The sequence below is a fragment of the Gallibacterium melopsittaci genome, from assembly GCF_042433085.1.
GTDB classification, from domain to species: domain Bacteria; phylum Pseudomonadota; class Gammaproteobacteria; order Enterobacterales; family Pasteurellaceae; genus Gallibacterium; species Gallibacterium melopsittaci.
Window position 1 is genome coordinate 95657 of record NZ_JBHLWA010000024.1, and the last position, 23238, is coordinate 118894.

The 23238-nt window shown below is 37.2% G+C and carries 19 protein-coding genes; 11 read left to right on the plus strand and 8 right to left on the minus strand.

The window, feature by feature from the left end:
• Window position 1 precedes the first annotated feature (1 nt).
• The 3 genes from ACFFHT_RS05630 to znuC are packed head-to-tail and all read right to left on the minus strand — an operon-like array spanning window position 2 to window position 2004.
• Window positions 2–421, minus strand: a complete 420-nt coding sequence (locus ACFFHT_RS05630) for a group III truncated hemoglobin (protein ID WP_382374263.1) — start codon at window positions 419–421, stop codon at window positions 2–4.
• 3 nt (window positions 422–424) lie between these two features.
• Window positions 425–1210, minus strand: coding sequence for a zinc ABC transporter permease subunit ZnuB (gene znuB / locus ACFFHT_RS05635; RefSeq protein ID WP_382374265.1), 786 nt, complete (start codon window positions 1208–1210; stop codon window positions 425–427).
• Window positions 1211–1218: 8 nt separating this feature from the next.
• Window positions 1219–2004, minus strand: coding sequence for a zinc ABC transporter ATP-binding protein ZnuC (znuC, locus tag ACFFHT_RS05640; RefSeq protein ID WP_382374267.1), 786 nt, complete (start codon window positions 2002–2004; stop codon window positions 1219–1221).
• A gap of 196 nt (window positions 2005–2200) precedes the next feature.
• Between znuC and mepM the strand changes: the two genes are divergently transcribed.
• The 3 genes from mepM to ACFFHT_RS05655 all read left to right on the plus strand — a co-directional run bounded on the left by mepM (window position 2201) and on the right by ACFFHT_RS05655 (window position 6815).
• Window positions 2201–3673, plus strand: coding sequence for a murein DD-endopeptidase MepM (mepM, locus tag ACFFHT_RS05645; RefSeq protein ID WP_382374269.1), 1473 nt, complete (start codon window positions 2201–2203; stop codon window positions 3671–3673).
• 181 nt (window positions 3674–3854) lie between these two features.
• Window positions 3855–5906, plus strand: a complete 2052-nt coding sequence (locus tag ACFFHT_RS05650; protein WP_382374271.1) for a TonB-dependent receptor domain-containing protein — start codon at window positions 3855–3857, stop codon at window positions 5904–5906.
• The gene (locus tag ACFFHT_RS05655) at window positions 5907–6815 is read left to right on the plus strand and encodes an alpha/beta hydrolase (protein WP_382374273.1); all 909 of its coding nucleotides are present in this window, start codon (window positions 5907–5909) and stop codon (window positions 6813–6815) included.
• 29 nt (window positions 6816–6844) lie between these two features.
• On the opposite strand, the gene mrcB is transcribed toward ACFFHT_RS05655, so the two are convergent.
• Both mrcB and ACFFHT_RS05665 read right to left on the minus strand, forming a co-directional pair.
• Complete coding sequence (mrcB, locus tag ACFFHT_RS05660; RefSeq protein ID WP_382374275.1) at window positions 6845–9247, minus strand: penicillin-binding protein 1B; 2403 nt, start codon at window positions 9245–9247, stop codon at window positions 6845–6847.
• Window positions 9248–9272: 25 nt separating this feature from the next.
• On the minus strand, window positions 9273–10937 hold the full coding sequence (locus ACFFHT_RS05665) for a SulP family inorganic anion transporter (protein ID WP_382374277.1): 1665 nt from the start codon (window positions 10935–10937) through the stop codon (window positions 9273–9275).
• A gap of 347 nt (window positions 10938–11284) precedes the next feature.
• Here ACFFHT_RS05665 and ACFFHT_RS05670 point away from each other — a divergent pair, with 347 nt between their 5' ends.
• Window positions 11285–12442, plus strand: a complete 1158-nt coding sequence (locus ACFFHT_RS05670) for an iron-containing alcohol dehydrogenase (RefSeq protein WP_382374279.1) — start codon at window positions 11285–11287, stop codon at window positions 12440–12442.
• Between the two features lie 69 nt (window positions 12443–12511).
• On the opposite strand, the gene accD is transcribed toward ACFFHT_RS05670, so the two are convergent.
• The 3 genes from accD to rplY form a co-directional block, all read right to left on the minus strand.
• The gene (gene accD, locus ACFFHT_RS05675) at window positions 12512–13405 is read right to left on the minus strand and encodes an acetyl-CoA carboxylase, carboxyltransferase subunit beta (RefSeq protein WP_382374281.1); all 894 of its coding nucleotides are present in this window, start codon (window positions 13403–13405) and stop codon (window positions 12512–12514) included.
• Window positions 13406–13492: 87 nt separating this feature from the next.
• Window positions 13493–14290, minus strand: a complete 798-nt coding sequence (gene truA, locus ACFFHT_RS05680; protein ID WP_382374283.1) for a tRNA pseudouridine(38-40) synthase TruA — start codon at window positions 14288–14290, stop codon at window positions 13493–13495.
• A 77-nt stretch (window positions 14291–14367) separates the two neighbouring features.
• A complete protein-coding gene (gene rplY, locus ACFFHT_RS05685) occupies window positions 14368–14652 on the minus strand; it encodes a 50S ribosomal protein L25 (protein ID WP_382374284.1) in 285 nt (94 codons plus the stop codon).
• Window positions 14653–14983: 331 nt separating this feature from the next.
• On the opposite strand from rplY, the gene ACFFHT_RS05690 reads away from it, so the two are divergent.
• The 7 genes from ACFFHT_RS05690 to ACFFHT_RS05720 all read left to right on the plus strand — a co-directional run bounded on the left by ACFFHT_RS05690 (window position 14984) and on the right by ACFFHT_RS05720 (window position 23145).
• Window positions 14984–15577, plus strand: a complete 594-nt coding sequence (locus tag ACFFHT_RS05690; RefSeq protein ID WP_382374286.1) for a DedA family protein — start codon at window positions 14984–14986, stop codon at window positions 15575–15577.
• Window positions 15578–15769: 192 nt separating this feature from the next.
• Window positions 15770–16504, plus strand: a complete 735-nt coding sequence (gene bioD / locus ACFFHT_RS05695; RefSeq protein WP_382374288.1) for a dethiobiotin synthase — start codon at window positions 15770–15772, stop codon at window positions 16502–16504.
• A gap of 106 nt (window positions 16505–16610) precedes the next feature.
• Window positions 16611–17378, plus strand: coding sequence for an ABC transporter ATP-binding protein (locus tag ACFFHT_RS05700; protein ID WP_382374290.1), 768 nt, complete (start codon window positions 16611–16613; stop codon window positions 17376–17378).
• Window positions 17379–17393: 15 nt separating this feature from the next.
• Entirely contained in the window at window positions 17394–18275 is an 882-nt protein-coding gene (locus ACFFHT_RS05705; RefSeq protein ID WP_382374292.1) for an ABC transporter substrate-binding protein, read from the plus strand.
• Complete coding sequence (fhuB, locus tag ACFFHT_RS05710) at window positions 18269–20215, plus strand: Fe(3+)-hydroxamate ABC transporter permease FhuB (RefSeq protein WP_382374294.1); 1947 nt, start codon at window positions 18269–18271, stop codon at window positions 20213–20215. Before ACFFHT_RS05705 ends, fhuB begins: the two co-directional genes overlap by 7 nt.
• A gap of 27 nt (window positions 20216–20242) precedes the next feature.
• Entirely contained in the window at window positions 20243–21043 is an 801-nt protein-coding gene (locus tag ACFFHT_RS05715) for a DUF4198 domain-containing protein (RefSeq protein ID WP_382374296.1), read from the plus strand.
• 44 nt (window positions 21044–21087) lie between these two features.
• The gene (locus ACFFHT_RS05720) at window positions 21088–23145 is read left to right on the plus strand and encodes a TonB-dependent siderophore receptor (RefSeq protein ID WP_382374298.1); all 2058 of its coding nucleotides are present in this window, start codon (window positions 21088–21090) and stop codon (window positions 23143–23145) included.
• The last annotated feature ends 93 nt before the right edge of the window (window positions 23146–23238 follow it).

The following is a 23238-nucleotide window of genomic DNA, read 5'->3' on the forward strand; positions in this document are numbered from 1 at the left end:
CTTAACCTTTAGTTGGTCGGATACGCTGCATAAACATAGGTAATTCATCAGTTAATACCCGTTGTTGCATAAGATCTTTAATCGTGGTGGCACGAAATATCGCTTTATCGGCATTCTCACCATGAAAGAGTTGTTGTACCGTGGTTTGCCAATGTTCTAACCAGACAGCAAACATTGCTTCGCTCATTGGTTGGCGATTATGTAGTTTAATATGGGCGAGCATTGGATTACCTTGGTAGCTTTCTAGATCAAAGATATTACTTTCCCAAAAACGATACATCTTTTCTAAATGGGCTTGCCAATGTTTGCCTTTTAGATGATCAAACATATAGCCAATGCGTGGATCTGCACGTACTTTGTCATAGAAAGTATTGACTAAACATTCAATATCAGCACGTTCAGTTAATAATTTGGTTGGCATAAGTTAATCCTGTTGTTTCTTGAAAAGTGAAAGAGTAAAGAGCAGTGATGAACAGATCACAACTGATGGGCCTGCTGCAGTATCATAAAATGCCGATAACAATAAACCACTACTGACCGCCAACATACTAATAATAATCGCAATAAATGCCATACTTTCTGGGGTACGAGCAAAACGGCGAGCAGTCGCTGCTGGAATAATCAGTAGTGAAGTAATAATTAAAGCACCGACAAATTTCATACTTAAGCCAATCGTAATTGCGGTGAGTAACATTAAAATTAAACGGCTTCTTTTGACATTAATCCCTTCGATTTGGGCTAATTCAGGATTTACCGTAGCAGAAATTAATCCAGCCCAAGAAGTGCATAAAATGGCTAATACCATGATTACCCCAATACCAATCCAAAGTAAATCTTGATAATTAATTGCGAGAAGATCGCCAAAAAGATAATTCATTAAATCCACACGTACGCCACCAATTAAGCCAATGGTGACGACACCGAGCGAAAGGCTAGTATGGGCAATAATACCTAGCAGTGTATCAACGGCAAAATGGGTATTGTTTTCTAACCAGACCAATACTAAAGCGAGCAGCACAATTAAAATGAGAATGGCAACATAAGGATTAAGATCAAATGCGATACCTAGGGCAATACCGAGTAAGGCAGAATGTGACAACGTATCGCCAAAATATGCCATTTTTCGCCAAACAACAAATGCACCAAGAGGTGCAGTAATTAACGATAAAATCATACCTGTTAGCCAGGCAGGGAAAATAATTTCAAACATAGTGTGCCTTATGGTTGGTGTTGACAATCAGGGGAACGATGTTCATCGGAACAACATACATCACCATGTAAATTGTGTTTGTGGTTGTGATGGTGAGTATAGATAGCGACATTTTGTTCACGTTGATTGTTAAAAAAGTCAATAAAATGCGGATGTGTACTAATGGAATCTGGCGCACCTTGACAACAAAGATGCTGATTAATACAAAGTACATGATCGGTTTTTGCCATCACTAAATGTAAATCGTGCGATACCATTAATACAGCACAATCAAAACGTTCACGCATTTGATTAATAAGCTCATAAAGTTCATTTTGCCCAACGACATCTACGCCCTGTGTTGGTTCATCTAGAACTAACAAATTTGGTTTATTTAAAATGGCTCGTGCTAATAAGACACGTTGCATTTCTCCACCAGAGAGTTTTTGCATACTGTGTTGTGCAAGATGACTAATGGAGAGTAACTGTAATACTTGCTCAATATCTTGTTTTGTTGTTTTCGGTTTTAAAGAGAGAAATTTACCCACAGTAATAGGAAAAGAGGGATCAAGATAAATTTTTTGTGGAACATAGCCAATTTTGGTCTGTGCAGCATAATGAACACTACCTTGTTGTGGAGTAATAAGTTTTAATAACACCTTTAATAAAGTCGATTTACCACCGCCGTTTGGACCAACAATGGTTGTAATAGAACGTGGTTGAATAGATAAAGAAATATCTTGTAATACGAGCTGATCATTGAACTTAACGGAGATATTTTTTAATTCGACTAAAGGAGTTTGTAATTGCTGCATAATGATGACATCTTTTGAAAAATCGGTCTGTATTTTATGCAAATCAGATATGGGATCAAATAATTTTTTAGAGAATGCCGAATAATTATTCATTCAAAAAATTTAATCGGCAAATTAGGGAATTTTTAGGCTAATATTATGTCTTACAAAAGTTCTTTAGAAATGATTAAGTTTTATCCATTTTAGGTTACATTGAATGCAACATATTAAACTGGCAAGAGATCGCTTAAAGAAGAAAATAACGATAAGAATAGTTCTTTTTGTGATTGCATTACTTTGCTTTTCATCCATTATCTATTTTTTACAACATCAAACAACGACACCGAGTAGCAAAACAGTGATTGCATCAACAAGTGTTGATGTAACTAAACCAGCACTTCCAACAGAACAAGATAATAAAACGACAGAAGAAACAGCCAATCAGACGGCTACTTCAGAAGATCAAAACGATACAGAACAGTCCACAGATACTGATACTAATGATAGTAACGATAGCACAGAAAATTTTGATGATCAGTTATCAGATGAAACGGTCTTTAGTGATGATGAGTTACCTGAAGATGCAAAAGATGCACTAAACGAATTATTAGATGCAGCAGGTGAAGCATTAAGAATCACGAATCAATTTGGCTATACAGTTGCAGAGGGCGATAAATTAAGTGATGTATTGGGATCAAGTGGGTTAGATGCCGATGTTATTAATGAATTTTATCAATTAGATCCTACGTTAAAGAATCTACAAACAGGTCAACAGTTTTATTGGATTTTGTCAAAAGATGGTGAATTACAATATTTAAACTGGTTAGTTTCACGCAAAGAAGAACGCATTTATGAACGTCAAGCCGATGGACATTTTGTGATGCAAATTATTCAAAAGAAAAGTGTGTGGAAAGAGGAAGTTTTAAAAGGGGATATTGACGGAAATCTCTATGCCCATCTGCGTGAAAATGGTTTGGACTCAAAACAGATTTATCAACTCATTAATGCGTTACAGTGGCAAGTTAGCTTAACAAAATTGCAAAAAGGCGATCGCTATGCTATTTTGGTGAATCGTGAATATTTGAATGATAAATTAACTGGACAAGGTAATGTGATTGGTATTCATATTATTAGTCGAGGTAAAAGTTATTATGCGATTCAAGCAGAAAATGGACGTTATTATAACAACCATGGTGAAACCTTAGGTAAAGGTTTTTCTCGCTATCCAACCCAACGACAATATCGTGTTTCATCATCATTTAATCCACGCAGAAAAAACCCTGTCACAGGAAGAGTAGCTCCGCATAAAGGTGTAGATTTTTCAATGCCAGTGGGTACGCCAGTTATCGCACCAGCAGATGGTGTTGTGATGAAAGTTTCCTATCAAGCTGGTGGTGCAGGACGTTATATTATGTTACGTCATGGACGAGAATATCAGACTGTCTATATGCATTTAAGTAAACCTTTAGTTAAGCCAGGTCAGTCAGTCAAGAAAGGACAACGTATTGCATTATCGGGGAATACTGGTCGTTCAACAGGTCCGCATTTGCACTATGAATTCCATGTCAATGGTGTAGCTGTTAACCCAATGAAGGTAAAACTGCCAGGTATGAACAACACGATGGCAAGCAAAGAGCGTCAACGTTTCTTAGCTAAAGCAAAAGTTGTACAGAATAAGTTGCAGATGTAATGAAGTAGGGGCTAGTTAAGCCCCTATTTTTACAGAAAAATTTCTTCTTTATCAAATTGATCTCATCTTAATAGTTCTTTATATAAACTTTTTTTATATCAAATTAGGTTTTTTATTTAAATGATAATAATTCTCAATTATACTTAATGGGAATTTTAATCAACCTAAGGAGAAAGTTTTAATGAATTTCACTCGTTCCACACTTAGCTTATGTGTTACAGCTGTCCTCGCTACACCAGCATTCGCTGCACAATTAAAAGAACCTTCGACATTAGATGATATTGTGGTAACCGCTTCAGGTTCTACGCAAAGTTATCAAGATGCACCAGCTAGTATTTCAGTTATCAATAACAAAACATTAGCAAAACAGCCTGTTGCTAATTTAATTGATGCAGTGAAATATGTACCTGGTGTGAATGTTTCTGGTAGTGATGTAAATAAGGAAGATATTTCGATTCGTGGTTTACCAGGCGACTATACATTGATCTTGGTAAATGGCAGACGTCAAAATACGCGAGAAGCACGCCCGAATGGGAATGGTGGTTTTGAAGCGGGTTTAATGCCACCAGTAAGTGCTATTCAACGAATTGAAGTGATTCGCGGACCAATGTCATCACTTTATGGTTCAGATGCAATGGGTGGTGTAATCAATATTATTACCAAAGAAAGTTATGATAAATGGAGCGGCAATCTTTCATTAGGAGGTACGGTACGTCAAGGTTCTGATGGCGAAGAGGGCTTAGGTAGCTTCTTTATTTCAGGTCCATTAATTGCCAATAAATTGGCAGTACAACTCTATGGAAATGGTCAATTACGCCAAGAAGATCCAATGGTTGGGGGGTCAAATAAATTAAAGAATAGTTCATTAACCAGTAAATTAATTTTTACGCCAATAGAGAAACAAAAATTTGAGTTTGAAGTTGGGCGTAATCGTCAAGAGAAAACGGCAACGCCAGGTAAATCACTTGCACTCACTACCAATCGAGGCGGTTCAATTACTAACAATGTGACTTCAATTACTAAATTCTCACGTAATCATTGGGCGGCGAGTTACAGTGGTGAATGGGACAATTTCAATTCTGAATTAAGTGTGTATCAAGAAGTAGCGAAGCGTGAAGTATGGTCAGAAAAAAACAGAAATTATGATTCACGTCGCCCAGAAATTGCTAATACAGTGGTGGATGCTAAATTTACTGTGCCAATAGGTTCACATCTGTTTATTTTGGGTGGGCAATATCAACATGCCAAATTAGAAGATGATTCAGTGACTAAAGTCATCAACAAAAAAGCGAAAATGCAGAAACTTACAGAAAGTGTCACTCAACAAGCACTCTTTTTAGAAGACGAAATTAGTCTTACAAAAGATCTCCTATTGACACTTGGTACACGTATGGATCACCACGAAAAATATGGAACACACTGGAATCCACGAGCTTATCTCGTTTATCACCTTAATAATGAATGGACGTTTAAAGGTGGTGTGGCGAAAGCGTTCCGTGCACCAAGTATCCGAGAAATTAGTCCAAATTATATCGCTTCCACACAAAGTGGTGCTGGCGTAATTTATGGTAATCCTGAGCTTAAACCTGAAACCAGTGTAAACCAAGAAATTGGTGTGGAATATAGTGGCGTGAATGGTTTAAAAGCCTCAATGACTTTATTTAATACTGATTTTAAAAATAAGTTAATTAGTTATCAATTAAAAGGAAAAACAGATCCTATTACAGGTGGAAATCTGTTTACTTATGACAATGTTGGTCGTGCCAATATTAAAGGTGTTGAGTTTTCGACTTTTATTCCATTTACCGAAGCGTGGAATCTAGAGTTGAATTACACCTACCAACATTCAAAACGGAAAGAAGATAAATTACCAAATGCTACTTTTTCCTATGATGGTTATCCGTTAGCTAATACTCCAAAACATAGTGCGAATGCGAAATTAAGTTGGCAAATTGATGAACAATGGGATACCTATCTTCGTTATAACTATGTTGGTAAACGAATTTGGGCAGATCAACGGACAGGATATAGTAAAGGGCCAGCACGTTATGCAGACGCCTATAGTACTGTTGATTTAGGATTAAATTACCAATTAACTAAAGAGGTGTTATTTAGTTTTGCAGTGCTTAACGTAGGTAATACTCGTGGTGAAACCATTGATGCTGATAATGGTGGTAACTGGTCTGTTGTAGATGGTCGCCGTTATTGGGCGAATATGACAGTGTCTTTTTAAATGAAGAAATTATTATTAAGTCCGCTTTGCTACATAGCTGTAGCAAAGCATTTTTATAAGCAATATCGTGAAAACCTATTATGCTTAATAAGTTTTTTCTTATTAACGACTAATTCATTAGCACAACAAGAACTGCTTGCTATGGATAAATTTAATCAATATTTTACAATGTCGCAGACAGACATTAGTTACCAGCAACAAAACTATCGTTTATTTATTGCTGTTCCGAAAAAAACGCAAACTCATCGCTTATTATTGTTATTGGACGCGAATGCTCAATTCCCAATAGCTTTATCGCAACTTGATTTAAACAAACCTTTGCCATTACTGGTTGGAATAGGTTATGTAACAGATCAACCTTATGCTGTGGCAGAACGTACCAGAGATTATACTTTCCCTGCAAAAGGCGAAGAGTTTAGCAAAGGAGGCAAAGCGGCTGATTTTTTACAATTTATCAATACAGAAGTTTTACCATCAATAGTGCAGCAACATCAAATTAAACAGCGAATCTTTTTTGGCCATTCGTTTGGCGGATTATTTGGTTTATATACATTATTTCGACAAACTAATCTGTTTGATGATTATGTTATAGCGAGTCCATCTTTATGGTGGGGGAATGGTGCAATTACGCAATATTGGACAACACATACGACTAAGCCAAATTCCGTAGTGTTAACAATCGGAGAATATGAGCAAAATCCTCAGGCAGATCCACATATTAACCCTGAACGATTAGCCAGAATTCAACAGCGTCGTCAGCATCAGCAAGTGAAAGTAGAAACATTACAACAACAATTTTTCGCAAAAGGATGGAATAGTGAATTCATTGTGATTCCGAAAGCAAATCATGGCAGTTCAATTCCATTTGCGATTAAGATAGCTATCGAAAAAGCTCAACAGGAAAATTGAATAGCGAAATGGGGCAGTAAGCCCCATTTTTAATGCACTGGAACAGCTTCTTCAACAGGAACACCATTATCATTACTATTATTTGGTGCTGTTGGCGTATCATCTTCTGTCGCCTCATCAACAGAATCATTATTTAATTGTAATGCGTCCCAAACACTTGGTTGTGATTCTGTTGCTTGAGATTCTGCAGAACCACAAGGATTATGATTAATCCATACTGGAATTTCTTGTCCACCGCCATTACACGCCCAGCTACCGTGGCTATCAATATGTACCCATTTTAATGTGGAAGTTAAAGGCAGTTTTAACGGCTTCACTTCAATATTAGCGAGTAATGCTTTATAAATTTGCAGTGCACCTGATGCACCAGTGAGTTTTGTCTTACGGTTATTATCTAGTCCTGCCCAAACAGTTGTGACATTATTACCATCAATACCTACAAACCAAGTGTCACGACCATCATTCGTTGTCCCTGTTTTGCCCGCAAGATGCAGGGAGGCAAATTGCGGTTGTAAACTACGCGCGGTACCACGATCCACCACTTGTTGCATAGCAAATAGCGTTTCAATCACGGCCTCTTCCGCTACGACTTGTTCTGGATTAACAGTACGTTGATAGAATAAATGGCCATCACGTTCCACAATATTACGAATAGTCGTTAATGGAATTTTTGCCCCTTTATTTGCAATGACTTGATATAACTTTGTTACATCGTAAGGTGAGATCGAATAAGAGCCAAGCAGCATTGATGGTACACGAGGAATAGTTGCCTGATCCCATCCCATACTTTTTTGATTACGAATAATATTATCTAAACCAACTGCCATACCAATATTTACTGTTGGGATATTTAGTGATCTCACTAACGCATTTAATAGTGTCACCGAGCCACTATATTTGCGGTCATAGTTACGAGGTTGCCACGCAGGTTGACCTTTTAGTGGAATACTAATTGGTTGGTTTTTAATTGGGGTATTGAGCGCAAAACGTTCTGGATAAGAGAGAGCCGTTAAATAAACGGACGGTTTTACTAAAGAACCGATTTGACGTTTTGCCGATAATACACGATTAAATCCAGCATAATGCACATCTGTACCTGAAACTAATGCTTGAATCTCACCAGTATGATAATTCGCAATTAGCATCGCAGCTTCTAAGTCAGGAATTTTATTTTGTAATTTGAGTTGGTTAGAACCATTAATAATGGCAGCTTCAGCTTGAGCCTGTAACGCTGGATCTAAGGTTGTAAAAATTCTTGCCCCAGATAGGTAATTGAGTTTTTTGTTACCCAGTAATTGACTTAACTCTTGGCGAACTGCTTGCATAAAGCCTGGTTGTGGTTGTTGAATTGGACGTTGCGGTTGTACGCCTAGCGGTCGTTGGCTTAACATCTGATAAAGTGAATTATCAATAATATTGTGTTCTAACATCAGTTGTAATACGGTATTACGGCGTTTTTTCGCATTTTCTGGATTACGCCAAGGATTATATAGTGATGGTCCTTTCACCATACCAACCAATAATGCGATTTGATCGAGATTAATTTCTTGAATTGGGCGACCAAAATAAAATTGACTCGCTAATGCAAAGCCGTGAATTTGAGTATCGCCACTTTGACCTAGATAAATCTCATTTAAATAGGTTTCTAGAATACGATTTTTGTCATAATGCGCATCTAGCATAATTGCCATAATAATTTCATTGAATTTACGTGTTAGGGTACGTTCATTGGTTAAAAATAGGTTTTTGACCAACTGTTGCGTAAGCGTGCTTCCACCTTGTACCGTATGTCCAGCTTTTAAGTTATTGATCAATGCACGAGCAATACCAATAAAGCTAACGCCATCATGAGTAAAGAAATTACGATCCTCTGTTAGGATTAAAGTATCAATAAGAAAACGTGGATATTGCTGTAAAGGAATTGCCAAGCGTTCTTCATCTTCCGAATTTAACATCGCAATCAATTTAGGTGAAAGGCGAAATTCAGGCACGACTTTACGTGTAACGAGATCTTCTATCGCACTTAATTGTTGCTGTTGAAAACGTAAACGTAATACCCGTTGTGGTTCAGGTTGTTCAGGAAAAGCGAAAGCTCGCCGAATTAACACGAGTGTATCTTGATCAATTTTAAAATCACCAGGCGCAGCGAGTAGAGAAGTTTGACGATAGCCATTATCAATAAGCTGTTTTTTGACTTGATCTAGTGTAGGTTGCGTTTCTTGTTTGATACTCGGAATTTGCCCGTAAACTTCTGCTGGTAATTGCCAAATTTGTCCATCCATTTTGGAACGAATTTTGCCATCTAAATAGATTCCGTAAAATCCACCCATAAAAATGGCGGTTATACCTAATTTAATTGAAAAAGAGAGTAACCTTTGTTTAAGCACTGGCGTTTGCTTTTTAGGTGCTTGTTTCGCTGAATTTTCGGTCATATGCTAACTACTGCTTTATTGGCGACTAATTTGTTTGACTTTTCTTATCTAATTCAATGACGTACTCAAGTGCTTGTTCAAATTGAGCAAAATAATGTTGTTCACCAATTAATTGAATGATACCTGATTTTTTCAGTTCACGATCAACACGCTTATTGGCACCAGAAAACATTACGATAACATTACGACGATGTAATGAACGGATAACATCTTCTAAGGCTTGAATACCTGTCATATCTATAAAAGGTACCCATTTTAAACGAATAATCAAGAATTTCGCATCAGTATTTGTTCCAGCTAAAGCACGTTCAAAATTTTCTACTGCACCGAAGAAGAATGGTCCTTCTAATGCAAACACCAAAGCGGATTCTGGTAATGTTTCTTTTTCCCCTTGTCGAGCAAGTTCTTGATTAATTTCGTGAGCACTGCTTGGCGAGATTTCAACACTAGAAGCCATTCTTTTAAGGAAATAAAGAGTAGCCAAAATAACGCCAATATTTACCGCGATCACTAAATCGGCAAAGACAGTTAAGAAAAAAGTAATTAAGAGAATGACAACATCTGCACGAGGTGCACGTTTGACCATATTGAGGAAACGTCTTGCTTCGCTCATATTCCAAGCAACAACAAATAAAATTGCCGCTAATGCCGCCAGCGGAATATTAGCTGCGAGAGGCGCAAGAACGACTAAAATAACCACTAAGGTTAACGCATGTACAATCCCAGCTAGAGGGCTATTACCACCATTACGAATATTGGTTGCCGTTCTGGCGATTGCACCAGTGGCGGCAAATCCTCCAAATAATGGTGCGAGAATATTAGCAATACCTTGTCCAATTAATTCTTGATTGGATTGATGTTTGGTACCCGCCATACCATCTGCTACAACCGCAGAGAGTAGTGATTCAATCGCACCTAACATTGCGATAGTAAAGGCTGGTCCAATAAGTGTAATCATTTGATTCCATTCTAAACGTGGAATCGAGAACTTAGGTAAACCTTGAGGAATACCGCCAAAGACACTCCCGATAGTTTTAACACCATCAAATTGAGCGACTTGTTGTACTAATGTAATTACGACTAAAGCGACTAATGGGCCAGGAATACGATGCAAATATTTAATTTTAGGGGCATATAAGACTAAGAGTAATGCTGCAATCGCTAATACTGTGGTAGCAAAGTGCAGTTGCGGAAAAACTTGTAAAAGATGCCAAACTTGTTGATGAAAATGTTGTCCTTCAACGGCAGGTAAACCGAAAAAATTCCGCCATTGTCCAACCCAAATAATCACTCCAATTCCTGCAGTAAAGCCAACAATCACAGGTGCAGGAATAAATTTAATAATGGCACCCATTTTACTGATACCTAATGCAAAGAGGATTAATCCTGCCATTAGCGTTGCAATTTGTAGGCCTTCAATACCGTATTGTGCTGTGATGCCAGATAACACCACGATAAAAGCACCAGTTGGCCCTGCAATTTGTAATCGACTGCCCCCAAACAACGAAACAGCTATACCAGCAATAATGGAGGTATAGATCCCTTGTTCTGGTTTTACACCCGAGGCAATTGCAAATGCCATTGCGAGAGGTAAAGCAACTACGCCAACAATTACGCCAGCGATAAGGTTATTTAGCCAATATTTTTTTTGTAATAGCCCGGCTTTATAGGCTTCTTGAATTGCAAACATAAGTGAAGTTTAAAAGGAAAATGAGGCATTATTATATAAAACAGAGTGGATCTTTCTCAAATAAATTAGCAGAAATTTAGTGTGATAGTGCTATTAGATTGATCATTATCAGCTAACTTGTCTAAATCCAGAAAATAGTATTTTTTTATAAGGATTGTTTGGCGATAAATTAAGGATAGTTTCGAGCTAAAAAGTATTAGATATAACTATTTGTGAGTAGTAGAATGAATTATATTAAGCATATATTAATCTTTACTTAAAGCTGTGTAATTTTAAGTGATTAAAAAATGAAGCGTATTTTTATGATACGTGCTTATGTCAAAAACAAACTAAGGAGGTTTGTGTCTATGTCTACTTATTATTTTCTACCTACTCGTAATATTTTTGGTGAAGGTGCAGTAAATGAAGTAGGGCATTTAATGCTTTCACTTGATGCACATTCAGTAATGATTGTTACAGATAAATTTCTGGCAAAATCTGGTATGGCGGATCAAGTCGTAGCGATTTTAGCGAAGAGTAATATTAAGGCTGTTATTTTTGATGGGGCAGAACCTAACCCAACGGATAAGAATGTTGAAGCTGGGGTAGATTTTTTTAAACATCATGATTGTGAAGGAATTATTTCTCTTGGTGGTGGTTCTTCTCACGACTGTGCAAAAGGGATCGCACTTGTAGCTTCTAACGGTGGCCGTATTCACGATTATGAAGGTATTGATAAAGCAACAAAAGATATTATGCCGTTATTAGCGATCAATACTACTGCAGGTACTGCATCTGAAATTACCCGTTTTTGTATCATTACTGATACCTCTCATCACGTTAAAATGGCGATTGTTGACTGGCGAGTGACACCAAAAGTTGCGGTGAACGACCCTGAATTAATGAAAGGTATGCCACCATCACTTACTGCAGCGACTGGTATGGATGCATTGACCCATGCTATTGAGGCTTATGTTTCCTCTGCTGCAAATCCATTAACTGATGCTGCAGCTTTAAAAGCGATTGAAATGATTTATCGTTATTTACCAAAAGCGGTAGCAAACGGTGATTATATGCACGCACGTGACAAAATGGCCTATGCACAATATTTAGCAGGTATTGCCTTTAATAATGCTTCGCTTGGTTATGTTCATGCAATGGCACACCAATTAGGTGGTTATTACAACCTTCCTCACGGCGTGTGTAATGCTATTTTATTACCGTATGTCGAAGAATTTAATATTATCGGTAATATGAATCGTTTCCGTGATATTGCAGAAGCTATGGGCATTAATACTGCAAATATGACCACGACTGCTGCTGCGCAAGCCTGTATTGATGCGATTAAATTAATTAATCGTCAAATTGGTATTCCAGCAAATTTACGAGAACTTGGTGTTAAACCAGAAGATTTTGAAGTCATGGCACAAAATGCACAAAAAGATGTTTGCTGTTTAACAAATCCACGCAAAGCAACAACAGCCCAAGTAATTGAAATTTATCGTCGTGCTTATGAAGGGGAATAACCTTTATTGATCAATAGGTTGAAAAGAATAAGGCATCTGCATATTACACAGATGCCTTTATTTTTCTTTTTATTCTGAAATTTCTTCTAGCACTTCTGGTGTTTTAAATGGAGAAGGTTGATTAGTTAATTTAGCTAAAATACTGGCTAAAGTTTGACGCATCTCTTTACGATGCACGATCATATCAATCGCCCCTTTTTCCAATAAGAATTCACTGCGTTGGAAACCTTCTGGGAGCTTTTCACGAACAGTTTGTTCAATGACACGTGGACCAGCAAAACCAATCAAGGCTTTTGGTTCAGCAATATTAATATCACCAAGCATAGCAAAACTTGCAGAAACTCCGCCTAATGTTGGATCGGTAAGTACTGAAATAAAAGGCACACCTTGTTCACGCATTTTCGCTAATACTGCACTGGTTTTTGCCATTTGCATTAAGGAAATTAATGCTTCTTGCATTCTTGCACCACCACTGGCAGAGAAACAAACAAATGGACAATGATCTTCTAATGCTTTTTCCGCAGCTTTGACAAATTTTGCCCCAACCACTGATCCCATTGAACCACCCATAAAATCAAAGTTTGATGCAGCCGCTACAATTGGCATTTCATAGAGCTTGCCAGAAAAAACAATTAATGCATCTTTTTCGCCTGTTTGTTTTTGTGCGGCAGAAAGACGATCTTTATAACGTTTTAAATCTTTAAATTTTAAAATATCTTGAGGTTCAAGATCGGCAGCTAATTCTACCGCACTATCTTGATCTAATAATGCTAATAGACGAGTACGTGCATCAATTCGCATATGATGTCCACATTTTGGACAAACTTCTAAATTACGGCTAAGTTCTTCACTATATAAAACTTGTTCACAGCCTGTACATTTAGTCCAAATCCCTTCAGGCACGTTCGATTTGCGTGCACCAGAAATTGGGTTTTTATTAAAAATTCTTTCAATCCAGCTCATATTTATTTTATCTCCAAGGTTAGGATGATAGCGAATGCGGCGTTATTAAAGCATAATTTTGATAAATTGAGTATCTTTTCCTGATGTTTACTCGATGGAATCTGATAAAAATAGTGGTCCAACAGCATTTTTAGGTAAGGCAAATTGTGTTGGATAGCGAACCTCAACTAAATATAACCCCGCAGCTTTTGCAGTTGGTGCGGCAAGGGTACGATCTTTTTGTTGGAGTAACCATTGAATCCATTCTGGTGATTGTTTACCAGATCCGACCTCTAATAAGCTACCGACAATATTTCTGACCATATGGTGGACAAACGCATTGGCTTGAATATCGACAATAATATAGTTGCCTTTGCGTGAGACATTTAAATGATGCACATTGCGATTAGGTGATTTTGATTGGCATTGTGCAGCACGAAATGAACTAAAATCATTTTCTCCCAATAAAAATTGACCAGCAAGATGCATCTTTTCTGCATCAAGCGGTTGATGATAATGGGTAATACCTGTGGCTAAAATAGCAGGGCGTTGAGTATGATTATAAATAATGTATCGATAACGACGTGAAAGCGCACTAAAACGTGCATGAAAATCTTCAGGTACTTCCGTTGCCCAACTAACCGCAATATCTGGCGGTAAATGGACATTGGTACCAAATGTCCACGCCTGTGTTGGACGAATTGCATTGGTAGTAAAATGAATCACTTGTCCAGTGGCATGTACGCCAGCATCAGTTCGTCCAGCACAAAAAATTTCAATCGGTTCATTGGCTACAATACTTAATGCACGTTCAATTTCACCTTGGATACTTTGTACAGCTTGTTGTTTTTGCCAACCAAAATAACGAGAACCATCGTAAGTAATGCCGAGTGCAATTTTTTTCATATATTTAATTAGGAAATGAGTTTTTTAGATAAAAAAACACCAACAGAAATGTTGGTGTCTTTTTAAACAACATTGAATTAAACGCGTTTGAAGTCAATGTGAAGAAGTTTTGGTTTGAAGTGGTGACGTTGCATTGCTTGTACTTTTACAGCAACTTCTTTACCGTCGATAACCAAAGTAATGACTTCAGAATAGAAGTTATCTTGAACTTGAGCGTTATTTAATTCATCGTGATTTAAAACGATTGATACTGGTGCTTCTTCACCGCCATAAACGATGGCAGGAATTTGACCATTTCTACGCAAGCGGCGGCTCGCACCCTTTCCTTGCGCTTGACGAACTTCAGCGTTAAATTTAAACATTTTTATATCTCTATTTAGTTAACCTAAAAAGGTTGTTAAACAAAACAAGCTACAGGCGACCCAGCAGCTTGACGAAAACAAGTACTGAAAAAATCAGCTAGAGCATTATAGATAAACAGATTAAAAATGCAATATTTTTATCTGCTACACAGAGATTTCTCTAGGAGAAGTGATAATTTTTCTAGGATAAAAAGAAATTTTTGTTATCTACATCAATAATTGAAATATTTTAAGTAGTAATTCCATGTTAAAGAAGGCAAAATAACATTTTGAAAAAGGGTAACCTCAATAATTTTTGGCAGAAATTTGTATTTTTATTTGGAAGTTTGTTGTGCAATTATTAGTTGAATTTTTTAGTAATTATGGCTATTTCGCCGTTTTATTTGTATTAATTATTTGTGGGTTTGGCGTACCAATTCCAGAAGATATTACGCTAGTTTCTGGAGGCATTATTGCTGGGTTAGGTTATGCCAATCCACATATTATGTTAATCGTTAGTATGGTAGGAGTATTGTTTGGCGATAGTACGATGTATTGGCTTGGTAGAGTTTATGGCGTGAAGATTTTACGCTTTCGTCCATTGCGTCGTATTTTGAAACCAAAAACAATGCGAGCAGTACGTGAGAAATTTGATCGTTATGGTAATCGAGTTTTATTTATTGCACGTTTTTTACCTGGACTAAGAGCACCTATCTATATGGTAGCAGGGATTACTCGACGTATTAGTTACGTTAGATTTGTGTTGTTAGATTTTTGTGCTGCAATTATTTCTGTACCGGTGTGGATCTATTTAGGTTATCACGGTGCTCATAATATTGATTGGATAAAAGAACAAATTAGTAAAGGACAAACAGGGATTTATATCTTATTAGGTTTGTTAGCTCTCTATTTAGCTTTCCATTATTTCCGTAAAAAACGTCAATAATCATTTCTTTAGGGCATTTAATCGTTAGGTTAAATGCCTTTAATGGATATCTGAATTATCCATAAGTTGTAATTGTAGGCACGATAGATCATTTTCTTCATAATAAATCCTCGAAAAATTGTGTTAGCTCAAATTCTAGTAATCAGAACTCCTTTATAATTCGTGGCAGTTTTTTTATAAAGGGAAGAAATAATGAGTTGTTTTTTTGTAACGGGTACGGATACGAACGTTGGGAAAACAGTTGTCAGTCGTGCAATTATTCAGGCTTTACAAGCAAAGGGTGTAAAAATTGTTGGGTATAAGCCCATTGCCTGTGGAGAAGAAGATAGTATCTATACTGAAGTATTGAAAGAGGAACTTGAGGCGGATCATTCGGAAGATAATAAAGATGTTAAAACATTGATGGAAAGTACGAATGAATCGGTAACATATCAAGAAGTCAATAGTTATACCTTTACTGAAAGTAGTGTGCCAGTATTAGCAGCATTAGATGAAGTCAATAATATTGATATTGATAAAATTAATCGAGATCTTGCACATTTAACCTCTCGTTATCAATCCGTATTGGTAGAGGGAACATATGGCTGGTTAACACCGATGAATCGTGATGTGACTTTTGATAAATGGGTACAAGAACATAAAATGCCTGTGGTTTTAGTAGTGGGAATTAAAGAGGGATGTGTGAATCATGCCTTATTAACAGCACAATCGATTATTGCAGCAGGTGTTCCATTAATTGGTTGGGTGGCGAACCGAATCAATCCTTGTTTACGGCATTATGCTGAAATTATCAAATTATTACATCAAGTGATAGATGCACCATTATTAGGTGAAATTCCTTATGTACATCGTCCAGAACAACAAGAATTAGGTCATTTTATTACTAATCTTGATCGTTTAACTTATTTGAAAACAGAGATTTGTTAACCTTAAAAGCCTCGATTGAGGCTTTTTTTAATCTCTCTATTGAAATGAGAATTGTTATCACATAAAATTCGCCAGCTTTATTATGGAGAATAGTGTTAGGTGGATTGTGTTTGAATTAAATGCCGTTTCATTTTCAATTGCAGAGAAAGTATTACTACAATCAATTTCATTGCAATTTTCGACTGGGAAAATTTATGGAATTATTGGTCCAAATGGTTCAGGAAAATCCACGCTAATTAAATTACTCGCTCGCCAACAGTCCGCCTCTAGTGGGCAGTTATTGTTTAATCAACGCCCAGTTGCATATTGGAAACCACGAGAGTTCGCACAACAAGTTGCTTATTTACCACAGCACCTACCACAAGCTAGCCATCTAAAAGTTAAAGAGTTACTACAAATGGGACGTTATGCTTGGCAAGGTTTGTTAGGTCGTCATTCAGAAAAGGATCAACAAGCAATAACTGAAGCATTACAACGTACTAATATGCAGCGTTATGCAGATCAATTAGTGGATACATTATCTGGTGGTGAACGTTCACGAGCTTGGTTGGCGATGTTACTGGCACAACAAAGTCGCTTTTTATTGCTGGATGAACCGCTTGCTGCATTAGATATTGCGCATCAAGTGGAAGTGATGCAATTAATTCAACAACTCACACAACAGCTTCAAATTGGTGTGGTGATTGTTATCCACGATATTAATCTGGCAGCACGGTTTTGTGATCAACTGATCGCCTTGCAAAATGGACAATTATTAATGCAAGGAACACCACAAACGTTAATGACTAATACACAGCTTAAAAAAATTTACCACATTGATTTAAATGTGATTTCTCATCCATCAGTAGCTGATACCCCAGTTGCATTTTATTAGAAGGGAGTATCAGTGATGGAAAGCGTGTTAAAGCGTATTTTGCTTTTATTAAGTCTATTAATGGTTCATCTTGGTAGTAGTGCAAATTCTAACCAATTACGTTTGGCTTCATTAGATTGGACAGTAAGTGAAACCTTAATTGCATTATCTAATGCACCGATTGCGGTAGGTGATGCACAAAGTTATCGTCAATGGGTCGTTATTCCAGAGTTGCCTTCTGAAACAGTCGATTTAGGATCGCGTTTGATGCCTAATCGTGAATTATTAGTTACATTGCAACTAGATAAGTTTATCAATAGTTCAATGTATGCCAGTTTAACGCCAATATTGGCAACGTATGTTGGGCAAGACAATGTCATCATTGTTGATTTTTATCGCACAGGAAGTATTTGGCAAAATCAACTTGCCGCAACACGCCAAATAGCTGCCTTAATTGGACAACCTGAACGAGGTGAGCAATTAATCCAACAAACAGAACAATTATTACAAAAATTAAAGGCACAAATAACTGCGATGACAGCACGCCCAGTCCTAATGGTACAGTTTGATGATGCACGACACTTACGGGTATATGGTGAAAATAGCTTGTTAGGTGCTGTTGCGATGAAATTAGGATTGCAGAATGCGTGGCAAGCTCCTGTTGGTATTTGGGGGACTAGCACAATTGATATTCATCAGTTAGCACAATTAGCAAAAAATAGCCGTTTAGTAGTAATAAAACCTTACCCAATTAATGTACCGACAGCACTGGCACATAATAGCTTATGGCAACGTTTACCAATGGCAAAAGATCCAATTGTACTTCCAACCATTTGGACATTTGGTGGTTTACCTTCCGCACAACGTTTTGCACTGGCGTTAACCCAAGCATTACAGCAAGGAGGTGAAGCATGGTAAAGCGTAAATTTATTGTCTGGAATAGTTGCTTACTACTGATAGCCATATTGCTTATTTTAGGACTATTTGCATTGCAATTACCGCAGCAGGATAGTGCAATAGAGGTTAAATCGTTGGCATGGTTATTGATCCAAAACTATACCTTACCACGAATGATCATGGCAATTCTTGCTGGTATAGCACTTGGTTTAGCAAGTTTATTGCTACAACAAATTGTTAATAATCCGTTAGCTTCAGATAGTACATTAGGTGTAGGGAGTGGTGCACAATTCTTGCTGTTTATTGCCACATTATTTGTACCTCATTTACTCTCTTGGGGGACAACGATAATTGCTTTTTTAGGGGCTCTGCTTGCGTTAGTTACCGTTTTTCTATTAGCGTGGCGACAAACTTTATCGCCGTTATTGCTTATTTTGGCAGGGTTAGTTGTCAATCTCTATTTTGGTGCAATCAGTGCCACACTTATGTTGTTTTATCCAGAAGAATCGCGCGGTTTAATGATCTGGGGTGCAGGATCATTAGTACAGGAAAGTTGGCTTGATAGTTGGCAACTATTTGGATTATTACTGCCAGCAATATTGTTATTGGCAATATTACAACGTCCATTAGCAATTTTAGGCTTAAACGAAAGTAATGCTAAAAGTTTAGGAGTATCAGTACAAAAAGTACGTGTTATTGGGTTATTGTTAGCCGCTTATTTAGTTGCGATTGTGGTAAGTCGAGTCGGAATGCTCGGGTTTATTGGTTTTATTGCTGCTGCATTAAGTCGCCAATTAGGTATTCGCACATTTAAAATGCAAATGCTGCAAACTGCTTATCTTGCAGCAATGCTATTACTCATCACTGATCTCATTTTGCAGCTTTTATTAGAATATTATCAGCTAAATTTACCAACAGGTGCAGTAACTTCGCTTATTGGAACACCACTATTACTTTGGTTGATGTTTAAATATTTACCACAAGGACGGCATCTACAAACCACACATTCTCATTCTGATGTTCGTCTGCCACAGCGTCATTATGCTTGGATAATTTTATTTGCGTTATTGTTAGTATTGATATTAGCATTAACTGTGGGACGTAGTGATGAAGGCTGGCAGGTTAGTTGGCAACAATCACTGCTTACGTTACGTTATCCTCGTCTCAGTTATGCCTTTGTTGCAGGTGTGTTATTAGCGTTAGCTGGCGTATTATTACAACGTATCAGTTTTAATGCCATGGCAAGTCCTGAATTATTAGGGATTACATCAGGTGTTAGTTTTGGGGTATTAGTGGTTATTTTTCTATTTGCCCAAGCGAATATTGTGGATTTTTGGATCGCTGGTGTGATTGGTGCATTAATTGTTTTGTGCCTACTTATTGGTTTAAATCACCGTTCGGGCATGTTAGCTGAACGTATATTACTGACAGGTATGAGTTTAACGGCGTTGTTTGATGCAGTACAACGCATCATCTTAGCAAGTGGTGATTTTCGTTTACAACAATTATTAAGCTGGACATCTGGTTCAACTTACTATGCAGAAAGTTCCTTAGCAGCGTACTTATTACTTGTTGCTACGGTTGCTATAGTCGCTGCATTACTTATCGCAAAATGGTTAGATTTACTAAGTTTGCAAGCTGTGATGGCACAATCGTTGGGGTTAAATCTTACTTATGTACGTTGGTGGTTAATTTTATTTAGTGCTGGATTAACGGCAATCGCAACGTTGATGATTGGACCATTAAGTTTTATAGGGCTGCTTGCACCTCATTTTGCAAAATTTTTAGGCTTTTATCATGCACGTTCACAACTCATTAGTAGTGCATTACTTGGCGGTATTGTGATGGTATTAGCGGATTGGCTAGGACGACAAGTACTTTTTCCCTATGAAATTCCAGCTGGATTGGTTGCAACCTTGCTGGGCGGAATGTATTTCTTACTGTTGGTCAGAAAGTTGTAATTTATTTAATCACTACAGGAGTAAGTTATGAAAAAACGTCATTTAATTAGTTTATTTTGTGGGGTATCGCTTCCATTTGCTGCTCAAGCACATGATCTTTGGGTATATGGACAACAAGTTACAGCTGGCAAACCTTTACAGGCCGTGTTGGGTTATGGTGATCGTTTTCCATTAGGTGAACCTATTGCAGAAAGCCGACTCAATATTTTTGATCCATTGGTGTTACACATGGTTGATGGTAGTAAAGAAACCTTAACCCAACAAGGTGAAAACTATCATTATGTTACTAAACAGAATTTATCTGCAGGTGAATATAAAATTTCTGCTAGCTATAAACCGACATTTTGGTCAAAAAATGCGAAAGGGTGGAAACGTGAAAACTTAACACAAATGCAAGATACGAATTATTGTGAAGAGTCTAGTATGTTTGCTACCACCTATATTAATACAGGAGGTGATGTGAGTGATTTTGCGATTGCCCCAGTTGGCTTACCGTTAGAAATTGTGCCATTAGTTGATCCTACAGATATCCGTCCTTTAGAAGCGGTGCCTTTTCAAGTTCTCTATAACGGCAAACCAGCAAAAGAGGTTGTGGTGATTGGTACTACCAATGAATTTACTAAATTAGATGAAAAAGCGGTTTATGATCATCGTGAACCACAAGCCTTTTCAGGAAAAACTGATACACAAGGAAAAATTAATATTATTCCAGCATTAGCGGGAATCTGGAAGATTAAGACATCTTATGAAATGCCATATCCAGATCAAAAGATTTGCCAAAAACGTAAGTTATATAGCACTTATACGTTTAGCGTAAATGCAAAATAATTAACTAACTTTTTATTCATCTTTAAGTAACCTAAGGAGCTTTTATGCAAAAGAAAATATTTAAATTATCGTTACTATCAACGGCATTGTTGCTATCAATAAATCCAGCAATGGCAGAAGAAACGCAGGAGTTGGATGCGATTGATGTGGTGGCTGGTTCAATGTACCGTATGGGAGAAGTCCCTGTATATCAAGCAAAATCAGCTGTTGCCATGACACGTGAACAGCTTGATCAGCAAAATATTAGCAAAATGGACGAAATTGGTCGTTATCAATCTGGTTTCCAAAATCAAGTATTTGGTGAAGATACAAATACCAACTGGTTTAGAGTGCGTGGTACTGAAGTTACGCAAGCAGTAGATGGTTTACCTTTGTTTAGTTATGGTTTCTTTACTCCTTATACGAATGCTTTTGCGTTAGAAGCGATAGAGATCACCAAAGGGGCGGATGCAATGACCTTTGGGGCAGCGAAATCTGGTGGTTTAATTAACTATGTGACTAAACGTCCACACAAAGAACAAATTGGTAAGGGCGAGTTCAAAATAAATATGGGGAATAATACTCAATATGGTTTTGCCGCAGATTATACAGGTGCTATCAATGGTGATGAAAGTTTACGTTATCGCTTAGTAAGTTCATATGGTGCAAAAGATGGACAGTGGGAAGGAACTAAAAATAGCACTTTCTATATTTCGCCAACAGTAGAATGGGACATCAGTGATCGTACTCGTTTCACTTTATTAACCAGTTATCAATTTGATAAAGGGATTCCTAGTTCAAACTTCTTACCACAGGAGGGAAGTTTAGTGGCATTTCCTAATGGAGAATATATCAGTCGTTCCACTAATTTAGGAGATCCAATTAACGATAGAGAATATAATCGTCAATACAATATTGGTTATGAGTTAAATCATCAATTTACTGATAATCTCTCTTTTAGCAGTAGCTATCGTTATTCATATGTTAATAATTTCCATCGTGGTTCTTATGTCTATCCTTCCGTTGATTCGACAACCTATGATGTAATACGTGGTGTTGTTTATAATAATGGTACCTTAAAATCTCACGTTTTAGATAATCATATCAACTGGCAGTTTGAGCAAGATTGGTTTAAAAATACAGTAAGTGTGGGAGTTGATTATCGTCATCAAAAAGTGAATGCATTTTATACCTTGTTTGGTAGTACGAGTAGTACTAATGCTTTTAATGTCCACTCAGGCTATAACCAAAATCAGAACGTAAGTTCAGCGCCATATGCAACGATTACGGCACGCCAATTAGGACTTTATTTACAAAATCAAAGCCGTTTCTTTGATACGGTGGTATTAAACCTTGGTATACGCCATGATCGAGCTAAACAAGATGAATATACTTCTACGCAAACAGTTAAAAATAATTACACTTCTTATTCTGGTTCATTAATGTATGAGATGCCGTTTGGTTTAAATCCATATATTAGCTATAGTGAATCATTTTCTTTACCTGTAGGATTAAGTGGTAATCAGACACTTTATGATCCAAATATTACACATCAATATGAAGCTGGAATTAAATATTTACCTAGTTGGTTAGATGGTTCGATTACTTTTGCTGGATTTAGAGCCAAAGATAAAGGTGCATTAATTTCTAATGGTGTAGGAGCAACAGAAAGTAACAAAGATCCTGTTTATCGCAAAGGAATTGAAGTACAAGCAGATGTGAATGTGCTACAAAATTGGAATGTCAGTTTAGCTTATACTTACCTTAAATCGATTACTCGTACCAATACAGGCGATGTACGCAATCCATTATTACCGAAACATACTTTTGCTGCAAAAACAGATTATACCTTTGATAAAGGTATGTTAAACGGTTTAACTGTTGGTGCAGGTGTGCGTTATATTGGTAAGAGTGTGACAGCACAAGGCTCACTCTATTCGGGTAGAGAAGTGCCATCTGCAACATTAGTGGATTTAATGGCTCGTTATCAATTTACGCCAAATTGGAGTACGCAACTTAATGTAGAGAATGTAGGTAACCGCCGTTATCTCGCAGGTTGTGATTACTATTGCTATTATGGCGCAGGACGTAATATTAATGCTACTTTAACTTATAAGTTTTAAAAAATTAAGGTCTAGCCATCTGATCTGCACCCCTAAAGTTGGACTTATTATCCAACAGACAGAGGTGCAGATTTTTTATGACCAAATATAACC